This window comes from Micromonospora haikouensis (genome assembly GCF_900091595.1).
GTDB lineage: Bacteria > Actinomycetota > Actinomycetes > Mycobacteriales > Micromonosporaceae > Micromonospora > Micromonospora haikouensis.
Genome location: NZ_FMCW01000007.1, coordinates 156,426 through 177,408, shown reverse-complemented (window position 1 = coordinate 177,408; position 20,983 = coordinate 156,426). Strand labels below are relative to the sequence as shown.

Below are 20,983 nucleotides of genomic sequence, written 5' to 3'. Positions count from 1 at the left end.
GGCCCGTGGCTGGAGCGTGCCCTTCACCCTGGCCGCCGACACCATAACGGTTTACCGCTGACACCCACAATGGATCGTCAGCTGGCGATACTTCCAGGCGCGCGGCGGGCGGGTCCGGGCACCGGCTGCGCCGGCGGAACAGCGCGTGCCGGGCGCGGAGGAGGCGCGGCGGGACCGGCGTCAGCGAGGGGTGGGCGACGGGGGCGTGGACACCTGCGGGGTCGGGCTGGGCGAAGTGCCCAGCGGCCCGTCGAACACCACCGCCGGCCGCTCGGCGTCGCGCACCCGGTGGAAGACCTCCATGCGCAGCCGCGCCGCGTCGGCGGGGACGGCGAACGCGTAGTTGAGCCGCCGCACCGCCCCCGCCTCCACCGTCGGGCCGGCGTTCGGGTATTCCGGGTCGGGCACGACGATCGCCGGGGTCACCCGGTCGTCGACCAGCCCCCGGAAGGAGAACTCGTTGACGTCCAGCGCCCCGGGGCGGCCGTTGGCGAGGCTGGCGATGACCACCGCGTACCAGGTGCCCTGGAGCTGGACCCGCTGCGGCACGGCGAGGGTGAGCGTGACGCCGTCGGGCCAGGCGTACGTCTGCCCGAAGGGCAGCCGGGCCGGCGCCGGCACCGGTCCCGTCGGGCCGGCCTCCGGCGGCGGCGGGGTGTCCGGGCCGGGCCGGCCGCCGGTGGGCAGCCACCGGCAGTAGGTGGTGAGAGCCACCTGGGCCCGGCTCGGGCGGCGCACCTCGCCGCGCCGGGTCCCGTCGTAGAGCACCTGACCGAAGGCGCGCAGCCCCGGCGCGTCGGAGCCGGCGGCCCGCCGGCCCACCTCGACGTTGGTGATCGCCTGCTGGTCCAGCAGCAGCGGGCGACCGGCCGCGGTCTGCGCGAACCGGCAGACGTCGGCCGCGGCCACGGTGCCGGCGGCCGGCGGGGGTGCGGCGGCGGCGACCTGCTCCGGCACCCATGATCCACCGCGGCCGGGGATGAACTCGTTCGCGGACAGCCACAACCCGACGACCGGTCCGACGTAGCCCAGCACGACCAGCCCGGTCACGGCGACCACGACGACGCGGGGCCAGCGCCGGGCCCGGCGGGCACCGGCGGGCGCGGCCGGGTGGCCCTGCGGCCACCGCGCGCGACGCCACCGCACCAGCCGGCCCACCGACGCCACGACCGTGCCGGCCACGACCGCCGCCGCCAGGCCGAACACCCCGACCAGGGTGTACGCGCCACCGATGGTGAGCACGCCCTGGTAGACGCTGCCGCAGCCGGCGCCCAGGCACAACTCGACGAAGGAGAGCGTGAGCAGCACCGACACCAGCGCGTAGCCGGTGAGCACCGCCGCGACGAGGGCGTGCGCCGGGCCGAGCCCGACGCCGGACCGGCCGCCGAGGGCCGCGGCGACGAACGCGACCACGAGTTGCCCGAGCGCGACCGCGCCGAGCAGCGCGTAGACGTTGAGCAGGGCCCGCTGGTAGCTGCCCGGGTCCAGCTCGCGGCCCAACCAGGTCGCCGCCGCCACCAGCAGCCGACCGGAGCTGGCCTCGTTGACGGCCAGCGCGACGACGAAGACCAGCGCGGGCGGCAGCAGCGCCGCCGCGGGCCGGATGCGCGGCCGGGGCAGGGCCGCGCCGTCGGCGCGGTCGAGGCGCACCGCCCGCAGGGCCCCGCCGCGCCGCACGGCGGCCGTCAGCGGGTATGCCGCAGCCGCGAGCAGCGGCAGCAGCACCCACGGGTCCAGCGCGCTGCCGAACACGCCGACGGGCAGCGCGACGGGCACACCCGTGCCGGCCACCGAGGTCCCCGTGGACCAGGCCGTCAGGCCGGCGCCGAAGGCGAGCGCGGCCAGCGCCTGGCCCGCGCGTACGGCCGGGGTCAGGGTGCGGCCGGCCGCCGACGGCAGCCACGCCGCCGCCGAGGCCACCGACCAGCGGGCGACCAGCAGGCAGCCCAGGGCGAGCAGCACCAGCGCGAGCACGCCCGGCGCCGGAAACTGCCGCAGGATCGACGGCCAGGTCGCGTCGTCGCTCAGCGGCGCGGCGACGAGTTCGCCACCGGCGATGCCGGCGGCCAGCGCCAGGCCGGGCCGGGCGCCGGTGGGCAGCGGCGTGCCGGTCACCAGGGACACGAGGGTCTGCCGCCACAGGCCGGTGCCGACGACGGTCACGGTCAGCGCGCCGAGCAGCGCCGAGGCCAGCAACAGGCCGTGCAGCCGGTCACCGCCGAGCAGGTTGGTGGTGATGGTGCTCAGGTACGGCAGCGAGACACCGACGGTGACGCCGGCCGCCAGCGCCTCGACGGCCCCGGCGCGCAGCAGCGCCTCGGGCCGGCGTACCACGTCGGCGCGGTCCCCGTTGGTCGGGTGCAGCCGCAGCAGCCGCCACCAGGCGCGCCGCGCCGGCCCCAGCGGCCCGCCCGCCGGCGGCTCCCGCTCCGGGAATGCCTGCGGGTGGAAGGGCGGGTCGGTGCGGTCGGGGCCGGCCACGGACGCGCGCACGTCGGCGTGGTGTTCCCGGGCGCGGATCACCGCGGCCCGGACGAGCCAGAGCAGGGCGACCGCGACGGCGAGCCGCCACCCGACGGGCCACAGCAGGGCGGGCGTCCGGACGGCCACGAACGCCAGCAGCGGCACGGCCACCACCAGCACGAACGCCCAGCCGCTGAGCAGCGCCAGGACGGTGCGGTCGACGTCGCGGTTGCGCAGGTGGGCGAGTTCGTGCCGGACCACCGCCCGCAGCGCCAGCAGGCCGTCGTCGCTGGTGTCGTGCAGCAGTCCCCGGTTGAGACGGACGTGGTAGTGGGGGCGGCAGCCGAAGGCCCGGCCGCCCGGCCCGGTGCGGTACGGGTTGACGACGAAGCGGGGCGGCCGGGTCAGCCGCGCCTCGTCGACCAGCCGCGCGATCTCCCGTGCCGCGACCGGGTAGACGGCCGGGTCGAGGGGTCGCAGCCCCTGCCGGCGGATCAGCCGACGCGGGTGCCGCCGGTAGCCGACGAACATCGCGGTCGCCACCAGTGCCGCCGCGCCCAGGCCGACCCCCGCCCGGCGGACGTCGACCGCCGAGTTGCAGGCCAGGTAACCGTCGGTGACCCGCTGCGGCGGCCCGGTCGCGGCGGCGGTGTCGGCGGCGACGACGCACCGCCGGTAGCTGCTCTCCCAGCCGGTCAGGCCGCCGGCCACGGCGTCGTAGGTGTAGGCGGCGGCGCTGAGGGTGAGCGTCATCAGCAGCAGGAACAGCGAGGTGGTCGCGGGCGGGAGGGTGAACGGGTTCAGCCGTGCCCGGTCGGTGGCCGGGTCCGCTACGGCCGGGCGTTCCACCGCTGCACCAGCGCGGCGGCGAGGTCGGCGGCGAGGGCCTCGGGCGCGCCCCGGTCGGCGGCGCGCCGGGCCGCCAGCGCCCTGATCCGCTCCTCCTGGCCGGGCGGGATCGGCGGGGCCGTGCTGTCCTCGCCGACGGCGGGGCCGCGGAACGGCCACCAGCCCGCCGCCCGGTAGCGGCGTCCGGCGGCCTTCGCGCCGGTGACGACGAGGTCCTTGCAGATGTCCACGACCACCGCGGCGGCGAGCACGCCCACCGCGTGGCCCGCCTCCTCCCAGCCGGCGGCGGTGGGCTCCGCGCCGGCCCGGCCCGCCCGGCGGGCGGCGGCCGGATCGCGCAGGTAGGCGGTCGCCACGAAGTCGAAGTCCGACAACTCGTCCGGTGCCACCTCCGCGACGATGTCGCGGGCGATGTCGATGACCTTGCGCTGTTCTGTGACCGGCACCGCGCTCTCCCCTGAATCCGGAGTCAGGGGCAGCGTGGCAGAGCGGCGCGGGGCGGGGTGTCGGCTGACCGACACCGCCCGCGCGTTCGCCGGATCGGCCGAGCGTCGGCGCGGCCGATCGGCCGGCGGCTCCCGGTCGGGTGGCGGGCCGGGCGGTCGAGCCGGGCGGATGGCGGGGCGGTCGGTCGGGGCGGGCGGGGTGGGCGGGGTGGGCGGGGTGGGCGGGGTGGCGGGGACGGTCACCGTCCGCCGCTACGGCGGACGCCCCGCACGCCGACCATCGCGAGGGCGACCAACGCCAGCGCCACCGCGACGCCGCCCACCACGAGGGATGCGGTGCCGCCGCGCCCGGCCCGGTCCCGGGAGCCGGCGGCGCGGTCGCCGGCCCGGTCGGCCGCGCCCCGGTCGGCGGCACGCCCGGTCGGCCCCGGTTCGGTCCGGCGCGCGGACGGGGTCGGGCCGGGGGGCAGGGCGTAGCGCAGGATCCGCGGCCGCGTGCCGGGTGGCTGGTTCGCCGTCTCCGAGACCGTGAGCAGGGACCGGCCGTCGGGGCTGTAGCTGACCGACTCCCCCTGCGGTTCGTCGGGCAGGGCGATGCTCCTCGGCCGGCCGGTGGTGAGCGCCCCGACGAGATCGCCGTCGGCGACGTCGAACTCGAAGGCGTCGGCGTAGGTGCGCAGCACCACCCGCCGCCCGTCGGGCGCGCTCGCCCCGCCGGTGACCACCCTGCGGCCCAGGAAGGAGTACGGGTTGCCGGTCGTGGTGGACGGCAACCGCACCTGCCCGACCCGGGCCAGCGGCACCGTACCGCCCGCCCGCAGCGGCGCGGCCGGGCGGTACAGGCCCGCGCTGCCGCCCTGTTTCGTCACGATCACGGGCCGCCCGCCCGCGTCGACCAGGAGGGCCTCCGCGTCGTGGGCCCCGTCCGGGTACGTCAGCCGGTGCAGCACCGGGCGGCCCGCGCCGGGCGACAGCCGCCACAGGGCGACCGTCCGGCGGGCCCGGTCGTTGTCGCCGGTGTCGGCGACCCAGATCGTGCCGTCCGCGCCCACGGCCAGGTCCTCGGTATCGCGGGGCCGCGAGGGGTAACGCACCGTCCGCACCACGCGGCAGCGGTCGTCGAGGAAGAAGATCCGGCGGCGGGACTCCTCGTCGGCGCCGTCGTTGACCACGACGAACCCGTCGTCGGTGGCGACGAGGCCGGAGATCTCGGCCAGCCGGTCGTCGCGGATGTCGCACACCGGCCGGCCCGCCGGCGGCGCGGGCGCGGTGACGGGTCCCGCCGCCGCGACGCCGGGGGCGAGGGCGAGGGCGACGACCGTGATCGCCGTGGCCGCGGCCGCCGACCACCGCCACCCAGGGTGCCGGATCGATCCGGGGTTGGTCACCCCCGCATCATTCCGGCCCCACCGTCCAGTGGGGAATCCCGGTGCCGCCGGCTACGGGTCGACCTGGCACGCGGCCCCGTTGAGGGCGAAGTCGTCGGGGCGCGGGTTGCTCGTGCCGTAGCTGGCCTGGAAGCCGAAGCTCGCCGTGCCACCCTGCGGCAGACCGGCGTTCCAGTCGACGTTGCGGGCGGTGACACCGGCCCCGGACTGGGTGACCTGTGCGTTCCAGGCGTTGGTGACCCGCTGCCCGGCGGCGAACGACCAGGTCAGCGCCCACCCGTTGAGGGCCGGCCCGCGGTTGGTGAGCCGCACCTCCGCCGTGAACCCGCCGGTCCACTGGTTGGGCGTCCAGGTGACCAGGCAGGTGGCTGGCGCACCGGTCGGCGGGGGCGTGGTGGGCTGGGTGGTCGGCGGGGCGGTCGTCGGCGGAGGCGTGGTGGTGGGCGGGGGCGTGGTGTCGCGCGGCGGGAAGCGCAGGATCCGGTCGTCGGTCGCCGCCGGCGAGCCGCGCCCGTCGCGGTTGCTGGTGGCGACCCAGAGCCAGCCGTCCGGGCCGTACTCGACCGTGCGCAGCCGCCCGTACGCGCCGACCAGCTCGGCGACCGGGGTGCCCGCGCCGCCCGCGCCGACGAGCGGCACGTTCCACAGTCGGGTCCCGCGCAGCGCGGCGACGAAGAGCCGGTTGCCGGCGATCGTCGCGCCGCTCGGGGACGCCTCGGCGGTCGTCCACACCAGCAGCGGGTCGCGGAAGCGGGGGTCGTTGCCCCGGCCCTCCACCGTCGGCCAGCCGTAGTTGCCACCGGCGACGACAAGGTTGACCTCGTCCCAGGTGTTCTGCCCGAACTCGGTGGCGTAGAGCCTGCCCTGGGCGTCCCAGGCCAGGCCCTGCACGTTGCGGTGGCCGAGGCTGTAGACCAGCGACCCGGGGAACGGGTTGTCCGGCGGGACCGACCCGTCCGGCCGCATCCGCAGGATCTTGCCGTTGCGGCTCTGCGGGTTCTGCGCGTTGGCGGTCTGCCCCGCGTCGCCGACGCCGGCGTAGAGCAGGCCGTCCGGCCCGAAGGCGATGCGTCCGCCGTCGTGGTTGCTGGCCCGGGCCAGGCCGGTGAGGATCGGCGTCTGGGTCTGCGGGGCGGTGAGCCGGAACCGGACGATCCGGTTGTCCGTGGCGGTGGTGAGGTAGACGTAGACGTAGCCGTCCTGGGCGTACGTCGGCGAGACGGCGAGGCCGAGCAGGCCGCCCTCGCCGACCGGGGTGACGCCGGAGATCTGGGCCACCGTCTCGGGCGGCTGCCCCGGCCGCACCCGCAGCACCTGCGCGGAGTTGCGCAGCGTCACCAGGGCGCTGCCGTCGGGCAGGAAGCCCATCCCCCAGGGCACCGTCAGGCCGCTGGCGGCGACCTGCGGGCGGCTGAGGTCGAAGTCACCGGTGGCCAGGGCGGCGGCACCGGCCGCCGGACGGGGGTTGCCGGCCGGCGGGTCGGCCAGGGCTGCAGCACCGGCGCCGCCCACCGCGAGTCCCGCCACGACCGCCGCCACCATCATCGACCGGACTCTCACGACAAAACCTCCAAAACAGTCAGCGAGTGACGTCAATATAGCCGGTCGGCGGGGACTTCGACAGTCCAGCGGCACGGGTGGCCACCGGTTCTCCCCCGCCGGTCAGCCCGGTGTAGCGGCCCTGGTGGTAGAGCAGCGGCGAGCCGACGTCGGCGTGCCGGAGCAGCTCCGGCTCGGCCAGCACGATGGCGTGGTCGCCGACGGTCACCCGGTCGACCACCCGGCACAGCAGCCAGGCCAGGGCGTCGTCGAGGATGGGCACCCCCTGCGGCCCGGCACGCCAGCGGGTCGGCGCGGCGAACCGGTCGATACCGCTGGTGGCGAAGGTCCGGGCGAGCTCCTGCTGCTGGCGGGCGAGCAGGTGCACCCCCACGTGCCGGGCCTCGGCGACGGCGGGCCAGCTGGACGAGCGCAGGTTCAGGCAGAACGAGACGATAGGCGGCGCCAGCGAGACCGAGGTGAACGAGGTGGCGGTGAAGCCGGCCGGCGACGGGCCGGGCGCGGTGACCACGACGACGGTGCTGGCCTGATGGCGCAGCAGCGTACGCAGCGCGGCGGTGTCGGCGTCGGTCGGCGGGGCGTCCAGGGGTGTGGTCATGAAGTGGCCTCCGGTGCGAGGGGGCGGTTGGTCACCAGGCGCTGTGTTGCACCGCGACGATCGGTTGCACCGCGACGATCGGCACCGGCGGCGCGCCGAGGCGCAGGCGTTCGAGGAAGCCGACGATCTCCGCGGCCACGGAGCGGTGGTGCAGGTCGTTGAGGACGTCGTGGTGGGCACCCCGGATCACCGACAGCCGCGCCAGCGGCAGGGCGCGCGCCAGTCGGTTCAGCCGGTCCGGGTCGGCGTACGGGTCGGCGTCCCCCGTCAGCAGCAGGTGCGGCACCCCGGCCCGGCCGGCGTACGCGGCGTCGAGCAACGGCGCGGCGACCGGCTCGGCGAGGGCGCCCGGATGCACCGACGGGTCGTTGCTGAGCACGCCCCGGTGCACCGCGCAGTGCGTGCGGGTGTCCAGCTCGTCGTCCCAGTCGCTGGCGCGGTGGGCGGCCTGGCCGGGCAGCCCGGCCAGCACGACGGCGGCCGGCCACCACACCGCGTCGGGGGCGGCGCGCGTGACGAGGGCGGCCACGACGGCGGCGCCCGTGTCGGCGCCGACGAGCACCAGCGGGTGCACCGGGTCGGCGCCGATTGCCTCGGCCGCGTCGCCGCCGGTGCCCTTGACCGCGTCGGCGAGCACGGACGCGAACCGGTCCAGGGAGCCGGCGACGTCGGTGTCGTCGACGATGGGGCTGGGCAGGACGCGTACCCGGTAGGAGTCTGCGGCGAGCCGGCGGCCGAGGCGCGCGTAGCTGGCCTGGCTCTCGCCGCGTCCGGGGACGACGAGGACGGTGCCTCGGGTCCGCAGCTCGGCGGGGGCGGTGAAGTCGAGGTAGTCGGCCATGACGGGCCCTTTCTCCGGGTACGGGCTCAGGTGGCGGGGGCGGCGGCGACGAGGGCTCCGGCGGCGTCCGGCGCGGCGGTCGACCGGCCGAGGACGCGGTCGAGCACGGCGGCGGCGCCGGCCGGCAGCGTGTGCCCCCGCCAGGCCACGTGCTGGTCGGGGCGGACGAGCACGGCACCACCGGAGTAGAGGTCGCGGACCGCGCCGTGGGTGAGGTGCACGACGGACAGCCGCAGGCCCCGCGCGGCGGCCTCGGCCGCGAACGCGGGCGCGACCCCCTCGCCCCCGTCGCCGACCAGCAGGCCGAGGTCGTCACCGAGCCGGTCGTAGAGGGTGTCGCCCCACGGGTCGACGTACGCGTCGGGGGCCCGGTGCCCGGGGCGCGGGTCGTCGGCGTAGCTGTCGGCCGCCCAGGGCGTCTCCGAGGCGAGCTGGTCCGGCTCGTACCAGATGACGCCGGAGGCGTCGTAGCGTTCGTCGTAGGTGACGCCGGGCGCGTCGCCGCCCCGGCCGTCGCCCAGCAGCGCGCCGATCTCGGCGCGGCGGCCGGCCGCGTCGGCGCTCGTGTCCGCGTCGTCGGGTACGCCGATGTCGCGGATCGCGCGCAGGGTGTCGCGGGCGCGGCGGGCCCGGTCGAGGGCGTGGTCGGCGACGCGCCAGTTGTGCGGGCGTCGCTCGTGGTCGTAGGAGTCCAGCAGGGCGTCGCCGCCGTGGCCGGCGAGGACGGCGGCGAGCTTCCAGCCGAGGTTGACCACGTCGCCGAACCCCTCGCCGAGGTTGCCGCCGGGGGTGCGCACGTGGGCGGCGTCGCCGGCGAGCAGCACCCGGCCGGCGCGGAACGTCTCGGCGATGCGGGTGGCCTGGTAGAAGGACGTGACCGAGGCCAGTTCCAGGTCGAGGTCGACGCCGAACGCCGCGCGGGCGGTGGCCAGCAGCTCGGCGTCGGCGGGCTGGGCGTCCAGCGGGTACGGGCCGGCGTACACCCGCCACTCACGGGTGCTGATCGCGGCGAGGAACCCCGACGCCCGCTGGTTGAACACGATGTTCGTGCCGCTGGGGGCGGGGCCGAGGCGGTCGGTGCCGGCGCCGGTGCGCACGACCAGGCGGAACATCTTCTCGGCGGCGTACTCCCCCGCGCGGGCGATGCCGGCGAGGCGGCGCACGGTGCTGGGGCCGCCGTCGGCGCCGACGACGTACGCGGACCGGATCGTGCGGGTCTCGTCGGTGTCCGTGGACACGACGGTGGTGTCCACGCCGTCGCCGGTGTCGCGCAGCGCCTCGACCCGCCAGCCGCCGCTGACGGGCACGTCGCGCTGGCGAAGGTGGTCGAGGAAGACCCGCTGGAGGGCGGTCTGCGGGCGGCGGATCGGCCAGGCGAGGGAGAACCGGGCTCGCTCGGCGTCGCCGGCCGGGCGGGGCACGAGGTCGTGGCCCACGAGGGAGGTGGCCAGGCGGATGCCCCGGTTCCACTCAGGTGGGAAGGTCCATGCGGCGCGGATGCGGTGCAGCAGGCCCCACCGGCGGAAGTGTTCCACGACGCGGGGCGAGTGTCCCATCGCGCCGGCGCGGACGAGGGCGGCGGAACGGGCGGCGTCGACGACGGCCACCGACACGCCCCGGGCGGCGAGCTCGACGGCGGCGGCGAGGCCCACCGGTCCCGCGCCGACGACGAGGACGCCGGTGCGCTCCGGCGGGGTGGTCGTCGGGAATCCGACGGTGTGCACGTCGCGGCCGCCGGTGACGGAGTGCTGTTCGGGCATGGCGGTTCTCCTTCAGGCGTCGGCGGTGACGAGGTCACGCGCGGCGGTCCACCGGTTGACCGGCACGGGCAGGCCGAGGTTGCCGCGCAGGGTGTCCGCGGCGTACTCGGTGCGGAACAGGCCCCGCGCCTGCAGCAGCGGTACGACGTCGGCGACGAACCGGTGCAGGTCGTCGGGGGTGCGGAAGCCCAGGTTCAGGCCGTCGAACGCGCGGGCGGCGAACCAGCTCTCGATCGCGTCGGCGGCTGTGCGGGGGTCGCCGGTGAACGGCGACGGCTGGTAGGCGGTGAACGCGAGGACGGTCTCGCGCAGGGTCAACCCGTTCTCGCGGGCCCGCCGGGCGATCTCGGTGCCACGGGTGCGGCCGCCCCGCTCGGCCAGCGCCACGACGTCGGGGAAGGGCGCGTCGAGGTCGTGCTGCGAGAAGTCGTACGCGCCGAAGCTGCGCCCGAAGGCGGCAAGCTTGCGGTCGAAGTCGTTGTCGGCGTCGAAGATCTCCCGGGACAGACGGTGCGCCTCGGCGTCGGTGCCGGCGATCACGGGCTGCGCGCCGAGAAAGATCAGCACGTGGTCCGGGTCCCGGCCGAGCGCGGCGGCGCGGCGCTTGATGTCGGCGTAGTACGCCTGGCTGTCGGCGAGCGTGCCGCCCGGGGCGTAGATGCCCTCGGCGACGTGGGCGGCGAGGTTGCGGCCCTCCTCGGAGACGCCGGCCTGGAAGATCACCGGTTGGCCCTGCGCCGAGCGGGAGATGTTCAGCGGCCCGGCGACGGTGAAGTGCTCCCCGGTGTGGTCGAGGGCGTGCAGCCTGCTCGGGTCGAGGAAGACGTCGCGCTCCACGTCGGCGGGGAACGCGTCGTCCTCGTAGGAGTCCCACAGCCCGCGCACGACCTGGACGTGCTCCAGGGCCCGGCCGTAGCGGGTGGCGTAGTCGAGGTGCTCGGCGAGCCCGTAGTTGCGGGAGGTGCCGGCGTCGAGGCTGGTGACGACGTTCCAGCCAGCCCGGCCGCCGCTGATCAGGTCCAGCGAGGCGAACCGGCGGGCCACGTTGAACGGCGCGTTGTAGGTGGAGCTGAGGGTGCCGACGAGGCCGATGCGGCTGGTGTGCACGGCGACGGCGGACAGCAGGGTCAGCGGCTCGAGGCGGTTGAGGTAGTGCGGCGGGTAGGTGGCGTCGATGAACTGGCTGTCGACGACGAACAGGGCGTCGAACTTCGCGTGCTCGGCCGCCTGCGCCTGGGCGATGTACCAGTTGACGTCGATGCTGGAGTTCTTCGGGACGCGGGGGTCCTTCCACAGGCTGTGCTGGCCGGGGCCGCCGACGCCGTAGGCGCGCAGCGCGAGCTTGATCTGGCGGGTCATGTGAGGGGTCCTCTCCCTGGTCAGGCGTGCAGGAGTTCGCGCAGCGCGTCGCGGCGGGCACGGTCGGCGGCGGCGGAGCGCAGCGTGGGCGCGGAGCCGACGAGCAGGCGGGTGTAGGGGTGCCGAGGCTTGTTGACGATGGACCGGGCGGGGCCGACCTCGACGATCTCGCCCTGGTAGAGCACGGCGATCCGGTCGGCGACGCCGGCGACGGAGCCGAGGTCGTGCGAGATGAACAGCAGCGCCGTGCCGGCGTCGCGCAGCTGCTTGAGCAGTTCGAGGGCCCGTACCCGGTTGGCCGAGTCCAGGGCGCTGACGGGCTCGTCGAGGATGACCAGCTCCGGGTCGGTGACCAGGGCCCGCGCCACGGCGACGCGTTGGCGCTGGCCGCCGGACAGCTCGCCGGGCAGCCGGGACGACAGCGCGGCGTCCAGGTGTACGCGGGCGAGCTGCGCGCGGACGCGTTCGGCGGCCTCCGCGCGGGCCCGGCCGGCGATGAGCAGCGGTTCGACCAGGGACTCCGCGACGCTCAGGTCGGGGTCGAGGCTGCGCAGCGGGTCCTGGAAGACATACTGCAGGACGCCCCGGCGGCGCAGGGCGCGCCACCGACGGGCGGAGTGGCCGGTGACGTCCTCGCCGGCCACGACGATGCGACCGGCCGACGGGCGGACCAGACCGAGCACGGCGCGGGCGAGGGTCGACTTGCCGGAGCCGGTCTCCCCGATGACACCCACGGTCTCGCCGGGCGCGACCGACAGGGTGGCGGCGCGCAGCGCGTGCAGGCGGCCGTGTCGGCGGCGGTAGTACACGTCGAGGCCGGTCACGTCGAGAACGGGCCGGGTCGGGTCAGCCGACATGGTCGAGCTCCTTCGCGTGGTCGGCGTCGACGTCGTCGCGGGGGCCGGAGGCGCGAGGGCTGGGGGCGCGGGGCCCGGCCGGCTCGCGTTCGTCGAGGAAGCGGTCGAGGCCGTACTGCTCGTGCTCGGCGATGAGCAGCCGGGTGTACTCGTGCCGGGGCCGGAACAGGATGTCGGCCGTGGGCCCCTGCTCGACGACCTCGCCGGCCCGCATGACGAGCACCTCGTCGCAGAGCTGCGCCACGACGGCCAGGTCGTGGGAGATGACGACGAGCGCGAGCCCGGCGCGTTCCCGCAGCTCGGCGAGGAGGTCGAGGATCTCGGCCTGCACGGTGACGTCGAGCGCGGTGGTGGCCTCGTCGGCGATGAGGACCTGCGGGTCGGCCGCGATCGCCGTGCCGATCAGGACGCGTTGCAGCATGCCGCCGGACAGTTCGTGCGGGTACTGCTGGTAGACCCCCTCGGGGTCGCGCAGCCGCAGGGTGGCGAGCAGCTCGACGGCCCGCCGCCGGGCTTCCCGCCGCCTCAGCCCTCGCTTGACCCGCAGCACCTCGGCGATCTGGGAGCCGACGCGCAGCGACGGGTTGAGGTAGGAGGCCGGGTCCTGGAAGACGGCGCTGACGGTCGCGCCGCGCAGGCCGGTCCACTCCCGCCGGGTCAGGCCGGCGACGTCCCGGCCGGCGAGGTGGATCGTGCCGCCGGCCACCGTGAAGTGCTCCGGCAGGATGCCGAGGACGGCGCGGCAGGTGAGGGTCTTGCCGCTGCCGGACTCCCCCACGATGCCCACCGCCCGGCCCGGGGTCAGGGAGAAGGAGACCCCGCGCACGACGTCCCGGTCGGTCACGGCGTCGTGGATGCACACGTCGCTCAGGGTCAGCACGTCGTCGGCCATCAGGCGTCCCTTCCCGCGGCGGCCAGCCGGCCGCGGATCGTCCTGGTGTGCAGCAGCGCGCGACCGGCCTCGCCGGAGACGTCGCGGACCGCGTCGGCGAGCAGGTTGCACGCCCACACGGTGGCCATGATCAGCACGGTCGGGGCGAGCGGCGCCCACGGCCGGTAGCTGAGGTAGCCGAGGTCGGAGGCGAGCACCCCGCCCCAGGTGGGGGCGGGTGGGCGTACGCCGATGCCGAGGAACGTCAGGCTGGACACCACGACGAAGCCGACGCCTGCGGTGTTGGCCAGCGCGATCGCGATGGGCGGGAGCACCTTGGCCCAGAGGTGCCGGCGCACGATCCAGGCGATGGACGCGCCGGAGATGACCGCCGCCTCGACGTACGGGGAGCGGGCGACCGACAGCGTCGCGGCCCGGGACACCCGGAAGAACAGCGGCGACACCATGATGCCGACGGTGAACATCGCCTGCGGGATGCCGTTGCCGAGCAGGGCGGTCACCGCCACGGCGAACACCAGGAACGGCAGCGCGATCAGGGTGTCGGCCAGCCGCAGCGTCACCCACTCGAACCCGCGCCCGAGGTAGACCGACAGGATGCCGGGCACGACGCCGACGACGAGCGCCATCAGGGTGACCTGCACGGCGCCCAGGACGCTGAGCCGGGAGCCGGCCAGCAACCGGCTGAGCACGTCGCGGCCGAGGTAGTCGGTGCCGAGCAGGTGCCGCGCCGACGGCGAGGCGAGGATGTCGGTGCTGCCGGCGAGGGGGTCCTGCGGGGCCAGCAGCGGCCCGAACACCGCCAGCAGCGCGACCGCGGCGAGGATGCCCACGGCAATGCGGCCGGAGGTGAGGCCGAGGATGCGGCGGAGCACGTCAGACCCCTCTCGCCGACGCCGGGGTGACCCGGCTCAGGACGATGTTGACCAGCAGGTTGAACACGACGACGAGGACGATCGAGACGACCAGGACGCCCTGCACGGCGGGGACGTCGCCGCGCTGGGCCGAGTTGGCGGCGAACTGGCCGAACCCCGGCATCCCGAAGATGGCCTCGGTGACCACCGCGCCGCCGAGCAGGTTGGGGAACTTCATCCCGAGCACGGTGAGCGCGGGCCCGATGCCGTTGCGCAGCACGTGCCGGAAGAAGATCCGGCGGGGGCCGAGGCCGCGCACCACGGCCCCGGTGACGTAGTTCTCCCGGTATGCCGCCACGAGCCCGGCCCGCAGTTGCCGGGCGACGTCGGAGACGGTGTCGAAGCTGAGCGCGATCGCCGGCAGGGTGATGTGCGCCAGCCAGACGCTCAGCCCCCGGTCCGCCGGCGCGTAGCCGGCGGACGGAAACCAGCCGAGCCCGACCGCGAACACCGCGACCAGGACGATGCCGACGACGAACGACGGCATCACCGACACGACGGTCATGAACCCGGTGATGGTCCGGTCGACCCAGGTGGTGCGCCGCAGCGCCGCGAGGACGCCGAAGCCGAACCCGAACACGACGCCGATGGCCAGGGCGAGCCCGGCGACGGACAGGCTGATCACCGCGCCCTCGACGAGCAGCCGGGAGATGTCGGCCCCGTTGTGCCAGCTGGTGCCGAGGTTGCCGGTGAGCACGTCGCCGAACCAGTCGAGGTACTGGGTGAGGAAGGGCCGGTCGAGGCCCCACTGGTGCTCGATGCGGGCGATCGACTCGGGGGTGGCCGATTCGCCGAGTTGCAGTTGCGCCGGGCTGAGGCCGCTGAGGGCGCGCAGCGCGAACGTCACGAACGTCGCCACTCCGAAGACGGGGACGAAGATCGCGACCGAGCGGGCGGTCACGGCCGCGGTGCGGCCCAGGACCCGGCGCAGGCGGATCGCGGTCACGGCGTGACCTTGACGCCGGCCCAGTGCAGTTGCCCGGGGATGGCCGGCAGTGCGGACAGCTTGGTGCTCTTGACGAGGATGTTCGGCTGCGAGTAGGTGAAGACCAGCGCCCGGCTGGCCAGCCCGGCCCGGGTGGCCGCCTGGAGGTTACGGGCGTAGTCGGGCGACTCCAGGGGCGTGCGGCGGGCCAGGGAGACGGCCTCGGCGAAACCGTCGGGCTCGTACGGGGTGCTGAGGTTGAGCGGTCCGTTCGGGCCGAAGTGGGCGGTCAGGGTCTGCACCGGCGACTCGCGGCCGGTGGTGCCGTACAGCGACAGGGTGAGGTCCTTGGCGAAGAACGGCGTGGACCAGTTCGGGTCGACCTTGATGGCGACCCCGATGCCGACCGCGCCGAGCTGGGACTCGACGATCTCCGCCGCCGTCGACTGGGCCGGGACGACCAGGTCGAGCTTGATCTGTCCGGGGGCGTAGCCGGCCTCGGCGAGCAGCGCGCGGGCCCGCTCCGGGTCGTAGGGGTAGCGGTTGGCCGACTGCTCGTCGTAGGCGATGTAGCCCGGGGGGAACGGCTGGTCGGTGGCCTTGCCGTAGCCGAAGGTGACCTTGTCGACGAACTCCTGGCGGTTGACGGCGTACCGCACGGCGTCGACGATCTTCGGGTTGTCGAACGGCTTCTTGTTGACGTTGATGCTGATGTTCGACGCGTTGAAGCCGGGCTGGAAGACCACGTCGAGCCCGGCGGCCTTGGCGGGCTTGACCTGGGTGGGCTCGAGGTACGCCAGGTCGTAGACGCCGGTCTGCACACTGGAGACGACGGTGGCGGCGTCGGGCGCGGCGTGCAGCTCCACCCGGTCGATGTGGACGTTGGCGGCGTTCCAGTAGTCCGGGTTCTTCGCGAGGTAGACGTGCGAGCCGGGGACGTTCTCGGTGACGACGAACGGACCCGCACCGACCGGGGACTGGTCCAGCTTGGCCGGATCCTGGGCCGCCTTGGGGCTGGTGATCTGCGCGACGCGCTGGCCCAGCAGCAGCGGGATCTGGTAGTCCACCTGGGTGAGCCGGACGACGACGTCGAGCTCGCCGCGGGTGGTGACCTCCTTGATGGAGGTGAGGTCGCCGAACAGGGCCGAGTTCTGCTGCGTCTTGGCGCGTTCGAGGTAGCGCTTGACCGCCTCGGCGTCGAGCGGCTCACCGTCGGTGAACGTCAGGTTGGGTCGCAGGTGGAATGTCACCTCGTCGCCGGCGGCGTTGTAGTCCCAGCCCTGAGCGAGGCCGGGCACCGCCTTGCCCGCCTCGTCGATCTCGGTCAGCGACGCGTAGGCCAGGGAGAGAATGCGGAACTGGGCGCCGCTGCCGCTGACGACGGGGTCCCAGTGGGCCGGCAGGGCCACCGCCCACCGCAGGGTGGGCGCGCCGCCGGAGCTGCCGGCGTCGGTGGCGCAGCCGGCCAGCACCAGGGCGAGCGCCGCCCCGAGCGCGGCGGCCCATCTCGTACGTCGTGCGATGGTCATGGTGGTGCCTTTCCGGATGGTTTCGGGGATGGTCACGGGACGAGGCTGAGGTCGGCGGGGGCGGGCTGGGCGGCGGCCCCGCGGGCGGCGGTGTGCCTGTTCTCGGGGATCGGCAGGCCGAGGTTGCCGCGCAGGGTGGTGGCCGCGTAGCCGCTGCGCACGACGCCGCGTTCGCGCAGGATGGGCAGGACGGCATCGGTGAACCGGGCGAACTCGCTGGGCACGGTGACGCTGATGTTGATCCCGTCGAGGGCGCCGGCGCGGAACCACCGCTCGATCTCGTTCGCCACGGTCAGCGGCGACCCGACGAACGGTGAGCGCTGGGCGTCGAGCAGGTGCTGCACGGTCTGCCGGAGGGTGAACCCGTTGTCCCGGGCGAGCTTTTTGATCCGCTCGGCCTGGGTCTTGAAGCTGCGGTCCCCGGCGTCGCCGACCTCGGGGAAGGGCGCGTCGAGGTCGTAGCGGGAGAAGTCGTGCCAGCCGAAGGGACGGCCCAGCTCGGCGAGCGCCCGGTCGAAGCTCTTGCCGTCGCGGGTCGCGCGTTCCTTCTCTCTGGCCTCGGCGTCGGTGTCGGCGACGACAGGGCTGATGCCGGGGAAGATGAGGACGTGCTCGGGGTCGCGGCCCTTCGCCGCCGCCCGGGCACGGATGTCGCGGGCGAACGCCTGCCCCTGCTCGACGGTCTGGGCGTGGGTGAAGATCGCCTCGCCGACGGTGGCGCCCAGGTCGCGCCCCTCGTCGGAGTCGCCGGCCTGGAAGATGACCGGCTGGCCCTGCGGGGACCGTTCGATGTTGAGCGGCCCGGCGACGGAGAAGTGCTCGCCCACGTGGTGCAGGGCGTGCTGGCGGGCCCGGTCGAAGAAGACGCCCCGCTCCTTGTCGCGGGGGAAGGCGTCGTCCTCGTAGGAGTCCCAGAGGCCCTGCACGACGCGCACGTGCTCCAGCGCGCGGCCGTAGCGGGTGGCGTAGTCGTAGTGTTCGGCGCGGCCGTAGTTGCCGGCGGTGCCGCCGTCGCCGGTGGCCACGACGTTCCAGCCGGCCCGGCCGCCGCTGATCAGGTCCAGTGAGGCCAGTCGGCGGGCGACGTTGAACGGGGCGTTGTAGGAGGTGGTGAGCGTGCCGACCAGGCCGATGTGGGTGGTGTGCACGGCCACGGCGGACAGCAGGGTCAGCGGCTCCAGCCGGTTGAGGTAGTGGTGCGGCGAGTCCGGAGTGATGAACTGGCTGTCGACGATGAAGACCAGGTCGAACCCGGCCGCCTCGGCCTGCCGGGCGCGGGCGATGTACCAGTGGATGTCGACGCTGGCGTCGCCGGGGATCTCCGGGTCGAGCCAGGTGTGGTGCTGGCCGGGGCCGCCGACGCCGAGCAGTACGGCGCCCAGCTTGAGGGTCTTGTCGGTCATGAGGTTGCCTTCTCGGTCGGGAGGGTGCAGCGGGGAGCACGCCGCCGCCCGCCGGGTGGGACCCGGCGTCGGGGCGGAACGGTCGTGGGGATGCGAGCCGTCGGCCCGCCGGGGCCGGCGGGCGGTACGGGTGAACGGGGCGGTCGCGACGGTGCGGGGCACCCCGGAGAATCAACGCGCAGGCGGTGCGGGCGCCTCGTACGACGGGCGCGGCGGTGCGACTCGCTCGATCAGCGACGTCGCCAGGTTCAGCAACAGAGCGTTGCGCGGCTGCGTGCGTTGTCGAGCCAGCGGCGACGTGTCAGCTTCACGACGGCTCTCCGACTCATGGGCTCAAGCCTGGCCCCTGAGCAGGGCGGATGTCCAACAACGGATCGTGATGGGGACCCATCACGATTCCTGATCGTTGTTCACGTTCTGTGAAACACTGTTCATAATCTGCGGCTCCCCCGCTCCTAGACTGGCCAGCCATGAGCCGCATCCTGGACATCGCCCCGCTGCGCAGCTTCGTCGCTGTCGCGGACTGTGGCGGCTTCCAGCGCGCGGCGACCGCGCTCTACCTGAGCCAGGGGGCGGTGAGCCAGCACGTGCGGCGGCTGGAGGCCGCGATCGGGCGGCCGCTCGTGCAGCGGCAGGGGCGCGGATCGCGGTTCACCCCCGACGGGGAGGTCCTGCTGCGCCAGGCGCGGCTGATCCTCGCCGCCCACGACGAGACGCTGCGCGGTTTCGGCGTCGAGCCCGAGCAGACCCTGGTCATCGGCTCCACCGAGCACGCCGCCGCGCAGTTGCTGCCGGAGCTGACCGCAGCGCTGTCGCAGACGTTCCCCGACTGGCGCGTGCGCTTCCGCATCGACCGGGGCGCACCGCTGCGCACCGCGCTCGCCGACGGCCGCATCGACCTCGCGCTGCTGCTCGGCCGCGTGGAGCAGCCCGCGGCGCAGATCGTCGGCGAGCTGGACCTGACCTGGTATTCGTCCCCCGACTGGCGGTGGCCGCCCCGGGACGAGCCGATCCCGCTGGTGGCCTTCGACGCCCCCTGCGCGCTGCGCACCCGGGCGTTGGACACCCTCGCCGCGCACGGCCTGCCCGCCGAGGTCGGCTCCGAGGCGGCGTACCTGGCCGGCGTGCAGGCGGCGGTGCAGGCCGGGCTGGGCGTCGGCCTGATGGCCACGCTCGGGCAGACCCCCCAGGGCCTCGTCGCCCGCGACGACCTGCCGACCCCGCAACCGCTGGAGCTGTCCGTGTGGGCGCGCCGGGGGCTGCGCTCCGACGTGCCCGACGGCGCCGCCGACGCGCTGCGCCGCCTGCTGTCCGCACCCCCGGGGCGTCCGCTTCCGGGCGCGCCCGTCCTCGCCCCGCAAGGAGCCCGATGAGCATCGTGCACGTTCCCGCCGGCTCCGCCGGCGGCGACCTCGTCCGCACGCCGAGCGGCGTCCTGCTGCCGGCCGACATCGACCCGTTCCACCGGCGGCTGCACCGGATCGCGCCGGACGGGCTGGTCGGGCAGACCACGCAGACGCCGGGGATGAGGCGTCTGGAGGCGGTCAGCGGCAAGACCGTCGGCGCCCGCAACCTGTGGATGGGGCAGACCCACGTCCCGGGGGCGACGGCGTCGGCCAACCACCACCACGGCGCCTCCGAGACGGCGATCTTCGTGGTCTCCGGGACGCCGGCCTTCGTCTTCCTCGACCTGGAGGGCGAGGAGCCGGTGGAGAGGCACGTCCAGGCCGGACCGGGCGACTACATCTTCGTCCCGCCGTACGTGCCGCACCGGGAGGAGAACCCGGACCCGGAGGTCGAGGCGGTGGTCGTGATCGCGCGGACGACCCAGGAGGCGATCGTCGTCAACCTCGACGCGCTCGACTGGTCGCAGGTCCGCCCCGGCTGACCGCGGGGCGGCCCCGCGCTCGCCCGCCGGGATAATGGGTGCCGCGACGCCGCGAACCCGGAGGTCAAGGTGGGCCAGGAGGACATCCGCCGACACAACCTCGGCACCCTGCTGCGCCACGTCCACCTGGACGGCCCCGTGTCCCGGGCGACGCTGGGCGAACGGATGGGCCTCAACCGCAGCACGATCGGGGCGTTGACGGCCGAACTCGTCGCCGCGGGCCTGGTCCGCGAGGAGACGCCGACGGAGACCGGGCGCGCAGGCCGGCCGTCGCTGCTGGTGCGGCCCGAGCCCAGCCGGGCGTACGTGCTGGCGTTCGACGTCGCCGTGGACTGGCTGTTCGCCGCCCGGATCGGGCTGGGCGGGGTCATCCTGGACCGGCGGCGGGCGGCGCGGCCCCGGGCCGGCCCGGACCTCGACCGGGTGGTCGAGGTGCTCGCCCGGTTCGGTCGGCAACTGCGGGAGGCGGCGCCGCCGGGCTCGACGTGCGTCGGCGTCGGCGCGTCGTACTGCGGGATGATCCGGCCGGGCGACGGCATGGTCCGGTTCGGGCCGGACCTGGGCTGGGTGGACCAGGCGTTCGGTGCCGAGCTCGGCCGCCGGCTCGGGTTCGGTCCGCCCGTGTCGGTGGGCAACGAGGCGCACCTCGGGGCGCTGGCCGAGCAGCAGCGCGGGGCGGGCGTCGGCTTCCGGAACCTGGTCTACCTGCACGGCGACGTCGGCGTGGGCGGCGGGATCATCGTCGGCGGGAAGCTGCTCGACGGCGAGGGCGGCTACGGCTGCGAGCTGGGGCACATGGTGGTGAACCCGTACGACGGGCGGCCGTGCGGGTGCGGCTCCCGTGGGTGCCTGGAGGCGGAGGTCGGCGAGCGTGCCCTGCTCGACGCCGCCGGGCGGCCCGCCGGGCTGTTCGGCCGCGCCGCCCTACGCGACGTGGTGGCCGACGCCGACGGCGGCGACCCCGTGGCCCGGCAGGCGCTGCGCCGCGTCGGCGACTGGCTCGGCATCGGGGTGGCGAACCTGATCAACCTGTTCAACCCCGGGGTGGTCATCTTCGGCGGGATGCTGCGCGACGTGTATCCGGGCGCGGCGGAGCCGGTCCGCGGCCGCATCGCCCGCAACGTGCTGCCGGTGGCCCGGGAACGCGTACGGCTGCGCACGTCGGCCCTCGGCGACGACGCCACCCTCGTCGGCGCCGCCGAACTCGGCTTCGCGCGGCTGCTAACCGATCCGCTGGGCGCGCTCGCCCGCGCGGCCGCGCCGCCCGTGACCGGACCGCGCCGGGGCACGGGTGGCCGAGCCGCGGCGGGCCGG

Annotated in this window: 16 protein-coding genes and 1 pseudogene; 3 read left to right on the top strand and 14 right to left on the bottom strand. The window is 75.2% G+C overall.

Going from position 1 to position 20,983, the window contains the following annotated elements; genetic code table 11:
- Positions 1 to 180: 180 nt before the first annotated feature.
- The 14 genes from GA0070558_RS09420 to GA0070558_RS09355 all read right to left on the bottom strand — a co-directional run bounded on the left by GA0070558_RS09420 (position 181) and on the right by GA0070558_RS09355 (position 17,781).
- The gene (locus GA0070558_RS09420) at positions 181 to 3,312 is read right to left on the bottom strand and encodes a M48 family metalloprotease (protein WP_091277733.1); all 3,132 of its coding nucleotides are present in this window, start codon (positions 3,310 to 3,312) and stop codon (positions 181 to 183) included.
- Complete coding sequence (locus tag GA0070558_RS09415; protein WP_091277731.1) at positions 3,294 to 3,758, bottom strand: hypothetical protein; 465 nt, start codon at positions 3,756 to 3,758, stop codon at positions 3,294 to 3,296. The genes GA0070558_RS09420 and GA0070558_RS09415 overlap by 19 nt, the downstream gene beginning before the upstream one ends.
- A 239-nt stretch (positions 3,759 to 3,997) precedes the next feature.
- Entirely contained in the window at positions 3,998 to 5,146 is a 1,149-nt protein-coding gene (locus tag GA0070558_RS09410; RefSeq protein ID WP_176734154.1) for a hypothetical protein, read from the bottom strand.
- A 51-nt stretch (positions 5,147 to 5,197) separates the two neighbouring features.
- Positions 5,198 to 6,706 (bottom strand): PQQ-dependent sugar dehydrogenase, encoded by a 1,509-nt coding sequence (locus tag GA0070558_RS09405; protein WP_256091839.1) that lies wholly within the window; start codon positions 6,704 to 6,706, stop codon positions 5,198 to 5,200.
- Between the two features lie 19 nt (positions 6,707 to 6,725).
- The gene (locus tag GA0070558_RS09400) at positions 6,726 to 7,304 is read right to left on the bottom strand and encodes a flavin reductase family protein (protein WP_091277728.1); all 579 of its coding nucleotides are present in this window, start codon (positions 7,302 to 7,304) and stop codon (positions 6,726 to 6,728) included.
- Positions 7,305 to 7,335: 31 nt separating this feature from the next.
- Complete coding sequence (locus tag GA0070558_RS09395) at positions 7,336 to 8,145, bottom strand: alpha/beta hydrolase (RefSeq protein WP_091277726.1); 810 nt, start codon at positions 8,143 to 8,145, stop codon at positions 7,336 to 7,338.
- A gap of 26 nt (positions 8,146 to 8,171) precedes the next feature.
- On the bottom strand, positions 8,172 to 9,905 hold the full coding sequence (locus tag GA0070558_RS09390) for an FAD-dependent monooxygenase (protein ID WP_091277724.1): 1,734 nt from the start codon (positions 9,903 to 9,905) through the stop codon (positions 8,172 to 8,174).
- A gap of 12 nt (positions 9,906 to 9,917) precedes the next feature.
- Positions 9,918 to 11,264: an NtaA/DmoA family FMN-dependent monooxygenase gene (locus GA0070558_RS09385; RefSeq protein WP_091277722.1), complete on the bottom strand. Its 1,347-nt coding sequence runs from the start codon at positions 11,262 to 11,264 to the stop codon at positions 9,918 to 9,920.
- A gap of 20 nt (positions 11,265 to 11,284) precedes the next feature.
- A complete protein-coding gene (locus GA0070558_RS09380) occupies positions 11,285 to 12,121 on the bottom strand; it encodes an ABC transporter ATP-binding protein (RefSeq protein WP_091277720.1) in 837 nt (278 codons plus the stop codon).
- Entirely contained in the window at positions 12,111 to 13,013 is a 903-nt protein-coding gene (locus GA0070558_RS09375) for an ABC transporter ATP-binding protein (protein WP_091277718.1), read from the bottom strand. Before GA0070558_RS09375 ends, GA0070558_RS09380 begins: the two co-directional genes overlap by 11 nt.
- On the bottom strand, positions 13,013 to 13,885 hold the full coding sequence (locus tag GA0070558_RS09370) for an ABC transporter permease (RefSeq protein ID WP_091277715.1): 873 nt from the start codon (positions 13,883 to 13,885) through the stop codon (positions 13,013 to 13,015). Before GA0070558_RS09370 ends, GA0070558_RS09375 begins: the two co-directional genes overlap by 1 nt.
- A gap of 1 nt (position 13,886) precedes the next feature.
- Positions 13,887 to 14,870 (bottom strand): ABC transporter permease, encoded by a 984-nt coding sequence (locus GA0070558_RS09365; protein ID WP_218106973.1) that lies wholly within the window; start codon positions 14,868 to 14,870, stop codon positions 13,887 to 13,889.
- Entirely contained in the window at positions 14,867 to 16,414 is a 1,548-nt protein-coding gene (locus GA0070558_RS09360) for an ABC transporter substrate-binding protein (RefSeq protein ID WP_218106972.1), read from the bottom strand. Before GA0070558_RS09360 ends, GA0070558_RS09365 begins: the two co-directional genes overlap by 4 nt.
- Positions 16,411 to 17,781 (bottom strand): NtaA/DmoA family FMN-dependent monooxygenase, encoded by a 1,371-nt coding sequence (locus tag GA0070558_RS09355; protein WP_091277841.1) that lies wholly within the window; start codon positions 17,779 to 17,781, stop codon positions 16,411 to 16,413. Before GA0070558_RS09355 ends, GA0070558_RS09360 begins: the two co-directional genes overlap by 4 nt.
- A 470-nt stretch (positions 17,782 to 18,251) precedes the next feature.
- Here GA0070558_RS09355 and GA0070558_RS09350 point away from each other — a divergent pair, with 470 nt between their 5' ends.
- From GA0070558_RS09350 to GA0070558_RS09340, 3 genes and pseudogenes are all read left to right on the top strand, one after another.
- Entirely contained in the window at positions 18,252 to 19,154 is a 903-nt protein-coding gene (locus GA0070558_RS09350; RefSeq protein ID WP_091277712.1) for a LysR family transcriptional regulator, read from the top strand.
- The gene (locus tag GA0070558_RS09345; RefSeq protein WP_091277709.1) at positions 19,151 to 19,669 is read left to right on the top strand and encodes a cupin domain-containing protein; all 519 of its coding nucleotides are present in this window, start codon (positions 19,151 to 19,153) and stop codon (positions 19,667 to 19,669) included. The genes GA0070558_RS09350 and GA0070558_RS09345 overlap by 4 nt, the downstream gene beginning before the upstream one ends.
- Before the next feature lie 69 nt (positions 19,670 to 19,738).
- A pseudogene (locus GA0070558_RS09340) lies at positions 19,739 to 20,905 on the top strand (ROK family transcriptional regulator); the annotation flags it as partial.
- Positions 20,906 to 20,983: the final 78 nt, after the last annotated feature.